Annotated in this window: 13 protein-coding genes and 1 pseudogene; 9 read left to right on the top strand and 5 right to left on the bottom strand. The window is 43.6% G+C overall.

The window, feature by feature from the left end; all coding sequences use genetic code 11:
• The first annotated feature begins 137 nt into the window (after window positions 1-137).
• Window positions 138-1,379, top strand: a complete 1,242-nt coding sequence (gene purT / locus HRE53_RS03085) for a formate-dependent phosphoribosylglycinamide formyltransferase (RefSeq protein ID WP_235109030.1) — start codon at window positions 138-140, stop codon at window positions 1,377-1,379.
• On the opposite strand, the pseudogene HRE53_RS03080 reads toward purT, so the two are convergent.
• Window positions 1,368-2,424: pseudogene (locus HRE53_RS03080) on the bottom strand (IS630 family transposase). The gene purT and the pseudogene HRE53_RS03080 sit on opposite strands and share 12 nt — an antisense overlap.
• Before the next feature lie 439 nt (window positions 2,425-2,863).
• On the opposite strand from HRE53_RS03080, the gene HRE53_RS03075 reads away from it, so the two are divergent.
• Complete coding sequence (locus HRE53_RS03075; RefSeq protein WP_212662169.1) at window positions 2,864-3,166, top strand: hypothetical protein; 303 nt, start codon at window positions 2,864-2,866, stop codon at window positions 3,164-3,166.
• Window positions 3,167-3,486: 320 nt separating this feature from the next.
• Here the strand turns inward: HRE53_RS03075 and HRE53_RS03070 are convergent, their stop codons facing one another.
• Together HRE53_RS03070 and HRE53_RS03065 are read right to left on the bottom strand one after the other, a co-directional pair.
• Window positions 3,487-3,687 carry a hypothetical protein gene (locus HRE53_RS03070; protein ID WP_212662168.1) on the bottom strand — a complete coding sequence of 67 codons (201 nt, stop codon included), beginning with the start codon at window positions 3,685-3,687 and terminating at the stop codon, window positions 3,487-3,489.
• 208 nt (window positions 3,688-3,895) lie between these two features.
• Window positions 3,896-4,522, bottom strand: coding sequence for a TetR/AcrR family transcriptional regulator (locus HRE53_RS03065; protein ID WP_235109029.1), 627 nt, complete (start codon window positions 4,520-4,522; stop codon window positions 3,896-3,898).
• A 224-nt stretch (window positions 4,523-4,746) separates the two neighbouring features.
• Here HRE53_RS03065 and HRE53_RS03060 point away from each other — a divergent pair, with 224 nt between their 5' ends.
• The 3 genes from HRE53_RS03060 (at window position 4,747) to HRE53_RS03050 (ending at window position 7,027) form a co-directional block, all read left to right on the top strand.
• Window positions 4,747-5,724, top strand: a complete 978-nt coding sequence (locus HRE53_RS03060) for an ADP-ribosylglycohydrolase family protein (RefSeq protein ID WP_235109028.1) — start codon at window positions 4,747-4,749, stop codon at window positions 5,722-5,724.
• Window positions 5,721-6,200 (top strand): ankyrin repeat domain-containing protein, encoded by a 480-nt coding sequence (locus HRE53_RS03055; RefSeq protein WP_235109027.1) that lies wholly within the window; start codon window positions 5,721-5,723, stop codon window positions 6,198-6,200. The genes HRE53_RS03060 and HRE53_RS03055 overlap by 4 nt, the downstream gene beginning before the upstream one ends.
• A 122-nt stretch (window positions 6,201-6,322) precedes the next feature.
• Window positions 6,323-7,027 (top strand): MOSC domain-containing protein, encoded by a 705-nt coding sequence (locus HRE53_RS03050; protein WP_235109026.1) that lies wholly within the window; start codon window positions 6,323-6,325, stop codon window positions 7,025-7,027.
• Window positions 7,028-7,115: 88 nt separating this feature from the next.
• Here the strand turns inward: HRE53_RS03050 and HRE53_RS03045 are convergent, their stop codons facing one another.
• On the bottom strand, window positions 7,116-7,373 hold the full coding sequence (locus HRE53_RS03045) for a hypothetical protein (RefSeq protein WP_235109025.1): 258 nt from the start codon (window positions 7,371-7,373) through the stop codon (window positions 7,116-7,118).
• A gap of 1,252 nt (window positions 7,374-8,625) precedes the next feature.
• On the opposite strand from HRE53_RS03045, the gene HRE53_RS03040 reads away from it, so the two are divergent.
• From HRE53_RS03040 to HRE53_RS03030, 3 genes are all read left to right on the top strand, one after another.
• The gene (locus tag HRE53_RS03040; RefSeq protein WP_235109024.1) at window positions 8,626-9,672 is read left to right on the top strand and encodes a calcium-binding protein; all 1,047 of its coding nucleotides are present in this window, start codon (window positions 8,626-8,628) and stop codon (window positions 9,670-9,672) included.
• A gap of 752 nt (window positions 9,673-10,424) precedes the next feature.
• The gene (locus tag HRE53_RS03035) at window positions 10,425-11,108 is read left to right on the top strand and encodes an MATE family efflux transporter (protein WP_235109023.1); all 684 of its coding nucleotides are present in this window, start codon (window positions 10,425-10,427) and stop codon (window positions 11,106-11,108) included.
• A 64-nt stretch (window positions 11,109-11,172) separates the two neighbouring features.
• A complete protein-coding gene (locus HRE53_RS03030) occupies window positions 11,173-11,802 on the top strand; it encodes an MATE family efflux transporter (RefSeq protein WP_235109022.1) in 630 nt (209 codons plus the stop codon).
• Between the two features lie 443 nt (window positions 11,803-12,245).
• On the opposite strand, the gene HRE53_RS03025 is transcribed toward HRE53_RS03030, so the two are convergent.
• Window positions 12,246-13,259 (bottom strand): lysylphosphatidylglycerol synthase transmembrane domain-containing protein, encoded by a 1,014-nt coding sequence (locus tag HRE53_RS03025; RefSeq protein ID WP_235109021.1) that lies wholly within the window; start codon window positions 13,257-13,259, stop codon window positions 12,246-12,248.
• Between the two features lie 788 nt (window positions 13,260-14,047).
• Here HRE53_RS03025 and HRE53_RS03020 point away from each other — a divergent pair.
• Window positions 14,048-15,841 (top strand): fatty acyl-AMP ligase, encoded by a 1,794-nt coding sequence (locus tag HRE53_RS03020; RefSeq protein ID WP_235109020.1) that lies wholly within the window; start codon window positions 14,048-14,050, stop codon window positions 15,839-15,841.
• Window positions 15,842-15,908 lie beyond the last annotated feature (67 nt).

Genomic DNA, 15,908 nt, shown 5'->3' with positions numbered 1-15,908 from the left:
TCTATCTGTAAAACGCAGGACTAGATCCAGCAAGAACGCCAACCTATTCCCGCAAACTGCTAATCAGCATTATGGTATGAAACCGTTATGGGTCATACTGCATCCATGTAAATTTATAGATTGATTCCTCGACAACGATGATCAGCCCTCCTGCAAACACTTCTCTCACCACACCCTGGGGTGCCCCTTTTTCCGAATCTGCCAAACGGCTGTTGCTGTTGGGGTCAGGAGAACTCGGCCGGGAAGTCGCCCTAGAGGCCATGCGCTTAGGCATTGAAGTGATTGCAGCAGATTCCTACGACCATGCCCCTGCCATGCAGTTTGCCCAGCGTCATGTTGTGATTAATATGCAGGATGGGGCGGCCCTGCGCCAGGTCATAGAGTCGGTTAAACCAGATCTGATTGTGCCCGAAATTGAAGCCATCGCCACTGCAACCCTACTCGAACTAGAAGCGGAAGGATGGAACGTAATTCCCACCGCTAAAGCCACTAATCTGACGATGGATCGGGAAGGCATTCGGCGTCTGGCAGCCAGTGACCTGGACTTAAAAACCTCTCCCTACCAATTTGCCTCCACCCAAGCAGAATATGAACAGGCAGTACAACACGTTGGCCTTCCCTGCGTGGTCAAACCCGTCATGAGTTCCTCAGGTAAAGGCCAAAGCTTAGTCAAAACAGACAGCGAAATTATCCCAGCCTGGACCTATGCCCTAGAAGCCGGTCGTGGCAACGCCCCCCGCGTCATCGTTGAAGGCTTTGTCGAGTTCGAAACGGAAATAACCTTACTCACCGTGCGGTCCCAGTCAGGCACCCACTTCTGTCCCCCCATTGGCCATGTGCAGCAAAGCGGGGACTATCGAGAGTCCTGGCAGCCCTGTGCCCTCCACCCCAATACCCTGGAAGCCTGCCAAGCTATGGCCCGCCAAATTACCGATGCTTTAGGAGGGTGGGGACTATTTGGCGTGGAACTTTTTATTGCGGGGCCGGCCGATCAGGCTCAGACGGTTTACTTCAGCGAAGTCAGCCCTCGCCCCCATGACACAGGCATGGTCACGATGATTAGCCAAAACATGTCGGAGTTTGAACTGCATGCTCGCGCCATTCTGGGGCTTCCCATTGGTGATATCCAGCTCATTAGCCCTGGAGCTTCAGCAGTAATTTTGGCCTCAGAGGCATCCAAGGAGCCCAAGATTGAAGGCGTTGCTGCAGCTCTTACCGTGCCAACCAGCCGCGTTCGCTTATTTGGTAAACCCACTGCCCATAAAAATCGACGGATGGGGGTCGCTCTAGCCCTAGGTGAGACCATAGAGGAAGCCAGACAACGGGCTAAAGACTGTGCCCAGCAAGTTACCGTTATCAGTTATACTCTAGACGGCTAAGATATTAACTTCTTTAAAAGACTGAAACTTGAGTGATAGAAGGCTTGTTAGTTTCGCCTTGTGCTCTCCATTGCATTGATCAATGCAATGTTGAATGGCCCCTTTGAAAGAGTGAAAATCGGCATAATACTTCGAGTAGAGACATTCCTTGCGCACAAAGCGCCAAAGCCGCTCAATCAAATTCAAATGGGGTGAATAGGAGGGCAAATAGACTAACTCAATATCGACGATCTCAGCAAAGTCAGTCACCAGCTGGCATTTTTGATATCGGGCATTGTCTAAAATGACGCTGATGGGTATGACTGGGTCGAGTAGTGCCAGCTTGGCTAGCAACAGACACATGCTATGAGAGTTGATGTAGGTGTGGTTGGTGATACTGGTGACTTCTTTGGTGACAGCGTTGAGTGCACCCAGAACATTGAATCGTTGACGGCCAGAAGGAGACGGGATGAAGATCCGACGAAGGCACCAGAGAAACCCCAGATAAGCCCGGTGAACAAAATGAGCAGCATCCACAAAAAAGACAAGACGCTCTTGGCGTTGAGCTTCCTCTAATAAGGGTTCAAGGCGAGTTTGTCGAAACTGCTCTTGCTCCTCAATTTTCTCGGGCAGACTCGACTTTCCCGGCACATACCCCCACTTTTCGATAGCGACAACCAATGCGCTTGAGGAAGGCTTTGATCTGGGTTGGAGAACGCTTAATGCCTGTCAATTGTTCAATGACTGCTTGGGCTTCTGCACTGGTGCGGGGCGGGTGGTGCTCAAAGTAGGCTCTCACACTATCGCTATGAGCATTGAGTGAACTAGGTTGACCTTTGTATTCCAGGGTCTTCAGTCCTTCAATTCCGCCTTGTTGATACTGACGAAGGGTTTTAGCTAAGGTCGGACGACTAATCTGACAAAGCTGACAAATCTGGGCATGGGGAAGACCCTGACTTTTCAAGTAGAGCACTTCCATCCGTCGCTGCACCCGTGGGTGAGGATGATGATAGCGTTCGTAGTTGAGGTGTTGGATTTCCTCTGCGGTGAAATCAATTTTAATCATGCAAGTAAGAGAGTAGGTGGGGGATACTCCCAGTGTGCCAAATCTCTCCGCTACTATGTTAAGTCACAAGTCGTCTGCAGTATAATTAGATCTCTCGTACTTAGTAATCAAACCCCATCTTCACCTGTATTTAACTGTAGACAAAGGCCATTGATCGCTTTTTATTTATGAATACCCAAGGTTTTTTTGAAAGACAAACCGTAGCAAGAGATGCTAAAAAAACCCTTCTCCATTAGCTCATCAGATTACGATTGACTCTTTCTTGTAGAAAAGATTTCATTCAAATAAGATTGGTTTTCCTCAACAATAACTTCTGGGAAGAGCATTATATTTAGCACTCACACTCTAAGAGTGCTAAATAATAAAGATTTCGATGAATATTTAAGCTAACAATTGTGTTGAGGGCATAATTAATAAAAGCTTAACCAGGAGTTATGCTATGACTTTACACATCGAATTCAAGTCTAGTACGATCCAATTCTGGAAACAGTTAGAGATGTTTCAAGCCTTCCTCCAGCATCCAGAATTAGGGGTTCAGGTCTCTATTGATCAAGATCCAATCAACCGAATCTTTCTACGTTCTGAACATTGTGGTATTGAGGTTCCTGAGCGACCCACTATTATGTTCCGAGCCACTATTATTGATGCGCTTCCTCTAGCATCAGTGGAAGCCATGATTCAACGATTTACCTTTAGAACAGAAAAGCAATCTTGTATTGCTACCCTTGGATTAATTTCTTAATTAAAAGAAGGCAGTGACAGCAGTTTTAATAAATATCCCAAACATCAATGGTGGGTTTCAGCACTGAAGGAGTGCTGAAACCGTTCAAGTATTTCGAGTGTGAAATAACCTCGTCCGAAGCCCTTGCATTAAATTGAATTAGCTCAATTCATATTGGACTATACTCCGAACGAGTTGAAAGTTTACTTTTTTCATGAGCTTCAAATCCCTTGCTAGAGAGAGTTTTAGCTTAATCTAAAATGTTAAGCCCTCAGCCGTTGGCAGTATATCAATGGAAGATACTTGATAGTCCAATATGAATTGTTCGAGCAAGATGTCGATCAATTTTGGGTAGAAGTATGCAATCGACTCAGTTGTTGGCCAATATCCTGGAGTTCTTCAGCACCAATATCGCAAATTTCGGCTATCTGAGCTGGAATTAGCCCTGCATCTACTGATTGAGCCAGATTTGAGCATAAATCTCTAATTTGGACTAAGCGATCTATTGTTTCTCCTAACTGCTTAGGGTTATTTTTGGACATTAGTCATCGTTCTCCGTAGGATTATGTGAAAATGCACTCATCGAACTTGCACTAACAGGGCGAGCCATTGCTCAATAGAGCAATACAAAAATCATCAACAAACTTTTTCATGAACAAATAGCCATGAAAAGGCAAGAGATCTATCCTCTTTACTGATTAGATTTGAACTATTGTGAGGGGATAATGAAGCAGAGCCAGTTTCAACCCATCAGATGGGTTCAGAGAAAAATATTCCCATACAGAGTTCCAACACTTGGTTGACCTGTTCCTCAAGGCTAATATTGCCAAACGCTTCCCGATCAATCACAGATCGACTCACCAATCCCAGGGTGACGCTGATTAATGCTTCATCTGCAATTTGGCGGACGGGGTATTGCTGGCGTAAATATTGGAGAAGTTCCAACATTTTGCCGTAAGCAATTGAGAACTGATCCGTCGTGTAGTCATATTGGCCTTGAACCAGGCGATTCTGTTGGGTTCGAATAAACCGAAAGGTATATTCTTTTGGGTGCTCAAGGCCCCAACGAATAAAGCCTTTGGTAATTGCGATTAGAATCTCAAGGGGATCTGAACCTGCCTTCTCATACTCAATCAGAATTTGACGCTCGGTCAGCTTAAAAATTTGCACTGATAATGCTTCAGCAACCGCTTCTTTACTTTCAAAGTGAGCATAGAGACTAGCCTTTGATTTAAATCCTGCAGCTTTACGTAGATCCTCAACCGAAGTCTCCTCATAACCTTGATGGGTAAACAACTCAAGGGCCGCCTCTAAGATGGCTTGTTTCCCATCACGACGATAAGAACGTTTAGGTTGAGTAATCTCCAATGTTGGCATTCCTATATAGTGAACGTACGTTCGTTAATATTCTAAGCAAGCCCATAAAGTCGTGACCTTATCTTGTTGCAAAAGTTTAAATATCTGAAAAATGGCTGCAGACCTTGCCCCAAATCTAAGACCTGGAAGCAAAATGCAATTTAGCTAAAGACAGGTTGGCATCAGCCTCTACTATCCAGTTGTTAAAGTTGTATCGGCAGTTCCATAGGACTTGTGTGGAAAAGATGGTCAATCTCATCACTGAAGAAGCTTCTACAGACCTTCCATTCTCACCAGTACGTTCGGGATTGATGGGTTTATGTGTGGGAGATGCATTGGGGGTACCCGTCGAATTCCTGAGTAGAGAAGAACTGATAGAGAGTCCGGTTACTGAACTGGATAGCCGTAATGAATGGAAAGAACCCCCTGGAACATGGTCGGATGACAGTTCTTTAACCTTTTGTCTCGCGGATTGTCTATGTGATGGGTTTTCGCTCCAGGCCATTGCTCAGTCATTTTGTCGTTGGTATTACGAACAGGAATGGACGGCACGGGGGAAAGTATTTGATATTGGCATTACTACCCAGATGGCCATTCAGAAGCTGCAAAATGGTGTTGCACCGTTAGAAGCCGGTGATACGGTGGAGCGCAGCAATGGCAATGGTTCACTGATGCGAATTTTACCCATGGCATACTGCTACAAAACGATAGACTTACCCACTTTGATTGACAGGGTTCATCAAGTCTCTCGCATCACCCATGCCCATCCTCGCTCACAAATGGCTTGCGGGATTTACATTTGTATCGCAGTAACCTTGCTTGAAGGGGCTAGTCCGGGAGAGGCTTATGTCCAAGGATTGGAGCAAGCTGAGGAGATTTATCAGGCATTTCCCTATCTTTTAGAAAAGCACCATTTTGAGCGGATATTTAGCCGTGACATCGAAAATTTGCCCATTGAAAGTATCCATTCAGAAGGATATGTGATTGACACATTAGAAGCCTCCCTGTGGTGCTTGCTGACGACATCATCATATCCAGAGGCAGTATTGAAGGCCGTCAATCTGGGTGAAGATACAGATACGACTGCAGCGGTAACGGGAGGATTAGCAGGTATCCATTATGGAATTGAGAATATTCCATCCAAGTGGATTAACGGGATTGCACGTCCCCACGATATTCAAAGGTTGGCAGATCGTTTGGAAGCAGCCCTGTTCAGAGCATGACGGTTTCACGTGAAATTGTTGGACGATTCGTGGATGCAGCTTTACTGGATCCGCCGCTAGCAGATAGGCTGTTGCAAAAACATCCTGAGCTAAAATCGGCAACATTACTTGGCGAATCGTTCCTTCACTTCTTGACTATCGAGAATTATCCTGACGGTATAGGTTTTCTAGTAGATCGGGGCTGGCCTATTGATGAGCGTGACGAGGATGATACAACGCCATTGATTAATGCTGTGTTCGTCGGGGCATTTGAAGCGGCCATGGTATTGCTTGACCTTGGGGCCGATCCGAATGCTGTCTCGGCAATATATGACAACCCGCTCCACTGTGCTATTTCGACTGGCAATATCAAAATGGTTGACCTCCTACTTAAAGGTGGGGCAACCCCCTTGTATACAACGAGTTGTGGAATAACCGCTTTTGATGTGCTTCCCAATAACAAGCCTGCAAAAACACCACAATCCGAGCAATGTTAAGGGAGCATGGTTGGGTCGCACCTGATGAGTAGCCCTCCTGTTAGGTTAAAAGTCAGACTTTACCCTCTGCATTTAAATCAAAGGATGCCACTATCAACTTTGCCTGTGACTCAGAAATTTATATGACACCTCGCGTTATTTCAATTCAGGTGGGCTTACCCCAAACCCTAGGGAAGGAGGGAGCCACTGATTTTATGGACCGACCCTGGACAACTGGCTTCTTGAAGATGCCGACTCAGGGGAAAATCTGGCTAGGTTTGACTAACTTAAACGGTGATGGCCAAGCCGATTTAAAACATCACGGTGGCACGGAAAAAGCGGTTCTGGCTTATGCCGCAGAACATTACCCAAGCTGGCAAGCTTCGCTCCAATTGTCAGATTTTTCCTATGGTGCCTTTGGCGAAAATTTCACGATCGCGGGACAAACGGAATCATCAGTTTGTATTGGTGATATTTACCAACTGGGTGAAGCTCAAATTCAAATTTCACAACCTCGGCAACCTTGTTGGAAACTATCGCGTCGCTGGCACATTCGAGATTTAGCCTTGCAGGTGCAAAATAATGGCAAAACGGGCTGGTATTTCCGAGTTCTACAGGAAGGCTATGTTGAACCTAATTTATCCTTGGTCTTGTGTGATCGCCCCTATCCACAGTGGTCAGTTGCACGCGCCAATCAGGTTATGCACCATCAATTTGACGATCGAGAAACCACCCTAGAGTTAGCTAGGTGTCCAGAATTGGCGATTAATTGGCAACGCACTTTAACCCAGCGTGCAACTAAAGGAATTATTCCTGACCCCAGCTTTCGACTTGAGGGCAAAGCTTAAGTTAGAGATCTGTCTTTCAATAGCTTCAAAAGATTTACCAAAATGGCGTGTAAACAAGAATATCTGTTCCAACGTAATCTCTACGATTCTAAACGGCCATTTTATGCACAATGATCTGATTATTCTCTGGATCACTGATGATTAAGCTATTTTTGTTCAAATTCTTACATTCAGTCGTTGTTTGCAAATATTCAAACGTATCAACATCTGCGCTCAAACCAAATGTCATGGGAGTGTTGGGTTTCTCTGACTTTTGGGGGTAAAACTCAATCACAGAATCATCAAGTTGAATCGCAAAATGGAGAGGACCCTTATCGTGTTTTTCTTCGTTGACCGTTTGCTTCAACAATTGCCCATACCAAATCGCTAGTTCTCTGGGGTGGCCAGAACGTAAAACAACTAGGTTTAATCTTATATGGGATAAAGATTTTGAATCACTGCACATATGACGTTACTAGTGAATATAAATCTAAGTTTCTATCTTATCTCAAGCTAAAGCCTGTACTTTCTATAGGTAGACTAAAAGCAAGGCTTAAACTCATCAATATTCATGGTAATAATTTTTATCATAGAATATCTTTACGCTATGTAAGACTTATTATTTATTCCAGAATATCAATCTATAGTATCCATATAAAAATTTCTGCGAGTGACGATTTTTTTTGCGAATAGGAGAAAAAAATAGCATTAAAATTCTTCCATTAATCGATGCTAAATCTCGTATAACAGCAACATGATCTAAACAGATTTATCTGGCTGATACTCATATTAAAACCTCTATATCTATAGCTTTAGAGAGTTATCATTATCCCCTGAATGAGATTGGCTTATATATAAAATATCTAAATTATTGGCAGACGAGGGCTTGGTTTGAATTTAATCAAAACTTAAGTGTTATTTTCTTTCGCTTTACTTGAGTCTAAACCTACTTACTGCTGTGAAGGCACTGCTAGTATTGAGCTTGCAAGATTAGGGCATCTTAATACTATCTTCAGAAACAGCAAAAATTTACCGTGATTTAAATCACAATCAAATTTAAAATCATACTTATATAGTTTGATCGCTTATATATTATTGATATGTCATAGTATTCCAAATTTTTTATTATGTCTAAGGATTATTAGATTATTTTATTTTCAGAGTAATTCATTTAGATATTTTGCATAGATGAAATTGAAATATTAAAAAAATATATATACAAAATCACATCCCTCATGTAGGATTAATTCAGATTAAATTAAACGTGTCTCACAAAATTAATCTAAAACGCATATCAATGGATTTGTTCAGAAATAAAGAGGTTTGTTGACGAATCTTTTATTGATTTGATGTATAGCTCATGGATTGCGTGCTTTATTTTTTAGGTATGTAATTTATAGCGTGCTGTGCAACCGTGATATTTATTTCACGGCAAAACTTTCTAATACGCCCTCTTGAGTTGGAGCGTTATTATTGAGCGTTTTTTATATATGGGCACTACAAAGTAGTGTCGTTAAACATTATCAAAAGATGATGTTTAATTTGTGGCACTAAGATTTCTGCATTTAGATTAGTTTTATTTTTTGACGTTGAAGTATTAGCTTTAATGAGGTAAACACATGGCTACTATTGTTGGTTCTAATCTCGCTGATTTCATTACAGGAACTGCTGATGGTGATGGCATCTTTGGTCTTAATGGCAATGACTTGATCCGTGGTGGTGCTGGTGTAGATATCATCATCGGAGGCGCTGGGAATGATCGGCTTTTTGGACAAGATGGTGATGACGTCATCTTTGGCGATTCTAGGGTCTTTGATCCTGCTGCTGGAGATGATGACTTTATCAGGGGTGGCAATGGGAATGACCTAATCTTTGGTGAAGGTGGAAACGATGATATCCGAGGCGACGCAGGAAACGATAACCTATTTGGCGGAGGCGGTAATGACTTTATTGCCGGAGGATTAGGTGCAGATAATATCTTTGGAGACGCTGGCGATGACAATATTCGCGGCGGATCTGGTGACGATATTCTCAACGGTGGCGATGGCGCAGACTGGATTCGCGGAGATGCTGGGAATGATCGCTTTTTCGGTGGCAGTGGGAATGATCGCATTTTCGGTGGTGCTGGTAACGACCTCATTGATGCCGAAGATGGCAATGATTTCTTAGATGGTGGCGCTGGTGACGACGTTATTTTCGGAAGTATCGGCGATGATGAAATCAGAGGGGGGAGAGGAAATGATGCCCTTGTTGGCGGTGGTTTCTCGAACGATACCCTATCTGGTGGTGGTGGAGATGATGTCCTCGTTGGCGTCGATCCCTTTATCGACCCCTTTGGGTTTGGTGATGGTGAAATTGATGAACTAAGAGGTGGTCGTGGAGCTGATGTCTTTGTTCTTGGAGATGATGGTACTATCCTCGGCCAACCTGCAGGTAGCGGTCCTAAAAACTATTACCTGGGTGAAGGGGATGCTGATTATGCCCTTATCCAAGACTTTAGATTTGGTCAACTAGATAAGATTCAGCTATCACCAGGTACTGTTTTCAGCATCGGTAGTACCATTGGTCCATTACCTTTTGGAGTTAGCATCTCTATTGGTGGTGACTTAATCGCAATTGTTCAGGGCGGTGCATCGGAAGCACAAGTTGCTGCTTCTATCATCTAATCTCGCCATTACTAGTTCCTAGTAATATAGCGCTATGCTGCTGCAGAAAAAGTCCGGACTTTTTCTGCAGCAGATAGTTCAGGATTTATGTATAGAAGTCAAAAAATTAAAAAGCTTAAAAAAATACTAGAGCTTAGCCACTCGAAAATTCTAGCTTCTAGTAGAGAGTGTTAAGTTTGCTACTCCAAAAAGAGAATGAAATATGATTCTTATGTGTGAATATTTTGAATTTAATGTTTCATAAGTCTTATACCAATTACCTAGCAAAATGACCTGTATTGATATTTGGAAGTTCTGCAAACTGTTTGCTTTTTAAGATTGAGTAGTTTATCTCAAAAAGCAATTGGTATTTTGGTAATTGGTATTAGAATTATTTTTTTTGATTATGTAAGGCTTTTGCTGTATCTGGAAATATTGGTATACATCACCAAATTACTTTGGCACCTATCATAATCTATGACGTTCAAAAGATTAGCAGGATAGTCAAAGGCTTTGCTTATTGTTTGGCAACGAATTCAAGATTGTTACTGACTATTGATTCCTTATTCTAGTTCAACGAAAAAGAAGCAGTTGGTTTAGTGAACAGAACTCTTAATGTTCGCAATGGCCTGATGTTATCCCGCCACAGTGTTCGAAATACTAGGTTTATGTTCACTAAAATTTGGTGCTCAATTCGTAAGAACTAGAAATTCTTGACTTGAGTTCTTCCTTTCAACTGCATCCGAGAATATACAGTTTCGAGAATTCAGCTCATGACACGTAAATTGACCGAAGGACCGATAGGGCCTATTCTTCTCAAACTGACGGCTCCCATGGTATTGGGAATCATATCAGTTATTGCTTTTAATCTAATTGATACCTATTTTGTCGGACAGCTAGGAACCAACCAGCTCGCAGCGATGAGTTTTACCTTTCCCGTAGTGATGACTTTTGGCAGTCTTGCGATGGGGTTGGGAATTGGAACCTCTTCAGTCATTTCCCGAGCTATTGGTAAAGGCAATTTGAAGCAAGTACAGCAATATACTACTGCAAGCTTGAGTCTTTCCCTAGTCATCGTTATGCTCTTTGTAAGTCTTGGTTTCTTTACTATTGAACCTTTATTTCAACTCTTAGGATCAGGACCATATGTCTTGCCTTATATCAAAGATTATATGCAAATTTGGTACTTAGGAATGCTTTTCTTAGTTATTCCAATGGTAGGCACCAATGCAATTCGAGCTGCGGGGAATACGCTATCGCCAACAATCATAATGGCTTTTGCTGCAGCATTAAATATTTTTTCTCGATCGACTCTTTATTTTTGGAGAATTTGGTTTCCCTCGACTGGAGCTGCAAGGGGCCGCAATCGCAACCGTTATTTCAAGAGCATTCACGTTACTAGCAGTTCTTTTTGTCCTGCGCGTCAAGGAGAATCTCTTATCCCGGAAACATCCTAGTCTTCAAAAGACCATTGAGTGCTGGCAAGAAATTCTAAAAATTGGTTGTCCAGTGGCAATCGCAATGTTGCTTACACCCTTTGCCACTGGTATTATCACTCGATTAATTTCTAGTCATGGTTCTGCAGCAGTTGCTGGCTTTGGTATCGCAACTCGAACAGAGTCTTTTGCATTGATCACTGTTTCTGCGTTGGCTGCCAGTATAGGTCCTTTTGTGGGGCAAAACTGGGGAACCAATGCCTTTGGAAGAGTTCGAAAAGCTCTTCAATATAGTTATAGATTTTGTTTAGGGTGGGGCTTATTTGTTGCAGTTGTTTTGAATTTCTCAGGGCAAACTATTGCGACATACTTTAACCAAGATTTAGATGTTGTTGGTATTACGGCTACTTATTATTCTTTTGTACCCATTAGCTATGGCATGGTTGGCATTATTTTAGTTGCAAGCTCAGCATTTAATGCGATGGGAAAACCCTTGCCGGCTATATCAATTTCATTCCTTCAATTCTTTATTATTTATATTCCTGTTGCCTATATTGGTAACAATATGAGTGGCTTGACAGGGATTTTTACTGCAGCAATAATATCTAATTTTATAGTTGGTATTTTGGCTTATTATTTAAGTCAAAAGAACTGCTTGCATTTAAATGAAAATATGCCAATGTCAGTAAAGTCAGAGCAAGAGATATATTCATGACTTTCTGTTGATTTAATAAGATTATTTTTATCCTTTGATCTTGTTTTGATATTTATTTTATGAAAATATAAAACTCAGTCAGTATAAAAATATAGATGCTAAATTATTAGATTAACATTTCTAGGTGAGACTTTCTAGGAAAGTCTAAGCCTTGCTTAGAGAGGGTTTTAGGATTTATGGGTAAAGCTTCGTTTCAGATAGCCCCTCATTCTATACCTGCTTTAATATTAGTTTGGGTTTATCCCCTAGCTTCAACTACTTTTACGAAGAAGTACAGGTTTAAGCTGATGAAAGGATAAGAGTTTTAACTTATCTAGACGTTAGCCTTTCAAATATCAAGACTACGGTAGCTCGTTTATATTCAATTTCGCGATTGTACAACCGCTTGACTCAGCCCATCAGTTCTTTTACTGAAAAAGAAGGGGCATATGCCTATAAATCAGTTACTTGGAGGTAACTTTTGTTCGTTTTTGAGGAATGGGAATGGACAGTGTCGAGTCTAACTTTGGTGAGAAGCGATAACTCAGCTTTTGGATAAACGTCCACACAGGCAAACTGAATAGTTGATAAGCATGAAACATCGTTGCAATCACCACACTTTGCGCCAGGGGCACCCCCATACCATTGAGAGAAAAGGCTAGGGCAGCTTCGTAGGTACCCAGGTTGGCCATAGTCGTAGGCACTGTCAGCCCCAAGTTCAGAACAAACAAGCAGATCAAAAGTTGGGGTAAAGACAGGACATGACCTTGAGCCATGCACAGCATTTGCAACAGTAAACATTCCGTAAACCAGTCTCCCAAGTCCATGACCGCAGCATTACGAATTTGGAGAGGATTACGAATTACAGCTAGTCCGATCTTAAACTTTCGGAACCATTGACGTAATTTTGGAAACCGTTGGCGCAAACCTCGGAGGATGGCCCACAATGCGGCCCCTAGAAAAGGGATGCCGATCAGCAAAATAATACCTTTTTCCCACCAATCGACTTGGGGCAAACCGACGGAGACTTGTAATGCTGATAGAACAGCTAGGGTGACCAGAATGCCGACATCTAGCATTTTATCCACTAGGATGACGGCTGTAGCCTCAGCTGCATCAATTTTTCGGCCCTTGGTATCTTTATCCTTGCGCAACAGGGCAATTTTAACGGCATGCCCCGCTTGGCTGAGAACAAAATTGCCAATAAATTGGCCCGATACGTAAGTATTTGCGGCTTGTGCCCAACTCACTCCTGCCGATTGAGGACAAAGCACCCAGAGACGAGTTACCTGAAAGGCCATTTGTACCAAAGTAACCCCTAACATTAGAAATAGGGATTCGATGCTAAACCGCTGAAATGCATCTAGCAGATCACGACCTTGGAGATTGATTTTTTGAAAGAGAAAAACGAGTCCTAGCCCAATGCAGAACAGCAGCAGGAGGCGAAAAATCGTTTTGTGTTGCCAAAACTTATTCATCAGTTTGTAGTGTGATCAAGTTTGGCATTAGAGGTTGAATTGGGTAATAACATCTTTAAACACTGCATGGTTAGGCTCCTTCTCCACTGTTGGGTCTTATGCTCTAGGCAGAGGCTCTGTTCGCGATAGCTACGATTGTCGGCTATTTTTTCTTGGAAATAATTATTGTTCTTAGTCTCTCTAACTCTGCTTGCTTGGATTTTTGGAGTGATTAATGAGTGGGGTAAAAGAAATGACCAAGAAACAGGTAAATAGGGACCATGAGGTTCATTTATTGACTGGTAGATTGACCTTCTCCAACCAAGCTTAGTAAACGCTTTTCTGGTGCATTCCTATAAGAGAAACAAAATCTTAGAGCCTTAATTCTTCATGCATGTAGTAGCTATTATCCCTTTAGAGTGGTGATTTGTCTTAAGAACCGAGTCTAAGACGCCTAATATCTAAGGGGCGAAATCTAGGTATTTACCTCAGAAAGCTAGATGGTGAGTGGGCAATCAACAGACTCATAACTACCGCTAGTATGGACAGGCGAAATGGCATTTTCGGATCGAATATGCAACAAAATTGACCGTCACAGTTGATCGGCAAATCCATCGTTAGGTAAGAACTAGAGGGCTAATACTATGTCTGATTAAGAGTAAGAAACGGCTAGTGCACGCAAGAATACTTGAAGTCTAAAGCATCCCTCAACTACAGTAATGTGATGCAGATCCGCCTTTGTCGTGATGTAAGTACTAGCGGGTTTATGTTCTCAAACTTAGGATTTTGCTATTGCGGATATTGCCCCTATGACCCAGCCTTCAACTCTAGTCGATTTGCTTCGAGAGCGGTCTCAGCACCAGTCTGATCTAGATGCCTATACCTTTTTAGCCGATGGTAAAACTGAATCCGGCACTCTCACCTATGCCACCTTGGATTTGCAAGCCCGTGCGATCGCAGCCGCAATACAAGCCCTGACCGCCCGTGGCACCAACGTTCTGGTTGTCTATCCCTACGATGCCGGACTAGAATTTGTGTCGGCCTTTTTTGGCTGTCTTTATGCCGGGGTGGTGGCCGTCACCGATAATCCTCCCCGTAAATCCGCAGCCATTGCCAAACTCCAAATCCGGGCCCGAGCCTCGGAAGCGACTGTACTGATCTCTACAGCAGGATTTTTGGAGCATCTCAAAACCCAGCTAAAAAAGAATCCTGATTTAGCGCCGTACTTAAATAAGTTGACCTGGCTGGCCACGGATACCGTGCCCATGGATCAGGCCTCTGCTTGGGTGCAGCCCGACTTAGAGCCGGACACGTTGGCCTTTTTGCAATACACCTCGGGGTCCACTGGAGATCCGAAAGGGGTGATGGTCACCCACGGCAATATGCTCCATAACTCCAAATTGATTTATGAGGGCTTTGGCCATTCAGACACGAGTCAAGGCGTGATTTGGCTACCGCTATTTCACGATATGGGTCTGGTGGGGGGTGTTCTTCAACCCCTGTATGGGGGGTTCCCAGTGACCCTGATGTCGCCGATTTCCCTGATCCAAAAACCGATTTTGTGGCTAGAAGCCGTGTCTAAATATGGGGCGACCACCAGCGGCGGACCCAACTTTGCCTATGATTTACTGTGCCAAAAGGTAAAGCCGCAGCAGCGAGACAAGCTGGATCTGAGCAAATGGGAAGTAGCCTTTTCTGGGGCAGAGCCCATCAAGGCCGATACCCTGGATAAGTTTGTGGACTTTTTTGGTCCCTGTGGATTCCGCCGGGAAGCCTTTTATCCCTGTTATGGTATGGCTGAAACCACCCTATTTATCTCCGGGGGGCTGAAATCAGAGCCCCCCGTGATTCGCTATCTCGACAGTACAGCCCTGGCCGAAAATAAAGTGGTGTCTGTAGAGCCGGAGTCTGAAAAAGCCCAGGCGATTATCGGCTGTGGCCGCATGTTGTTAGAGGATAAGGTTGCGATCGCAAATCCCGATACCCGAACTAAATGTGCGGAAAACCAAGTCGGTGAGATTTGGGTGTCTGGGGCCGGCGTCGGCAAAGGCTATTGGAACAGACCTGACATCACTGCCGAGACCTTTCAGGCCCACTTGGCTGATACCGGCGAAGGACCCTTTCTACGTACCGGCGACCTAGGCTTTGTCCAGGATGGTGAAGTCTATATCACGGGCCGTATTAAAGACTTGATGATTATTTGGGGGCGTAACCAATATCCCCAGCTCATTGAACAAACCGTTGAGCAATGCCATCCGGCCCTACGGCCCAACCATGGCGCTGCTTTTTCCATTCCCCTGAATGGTGAAGAGCATCTGGTGATTGTCCATGAAGTGGAACGAAACTTTTTCCGTCGCTTACCCGTCGAAGAGGTTATCGGAGCAATTCGTTTGGCCATTGCCGAAGACCATATGGCTGAAGTCTATGCCGTGTTGCTTCTCAAGCCGGGTGCCATCCCCAAAACCTCTAGTGGCAAGATCCAGCGTCGCGCTTGTCGAACTAAATTTTTAGAAAACAGTTTTCAACCCGTTGCTGAGTGGAAACAAGAAACCCAAGGCAATATCTCAGATTTGATGGCCCCTATGGCCGCGAATCAATCGTAATTTAACGTTCCCCGATCTGATGTCGTCATCCTTAGTGAAAGCCAAGGACAGATGGTCTACTCAAACC

It is taken from the genome of Acaryochloris sp. 'Moss Beach', assembly GCF_021497025.1.
Lineage (GTDB): Bacteria > Cyanobacteriota > Cyanobacteriia > Thermosynechococcales > Thermosynechococcaceae > Acaryochloris > Acaryochloris marina_A.
This window is presented reverse-complemented; position numbering and strand designations above follow the sequence as displayed.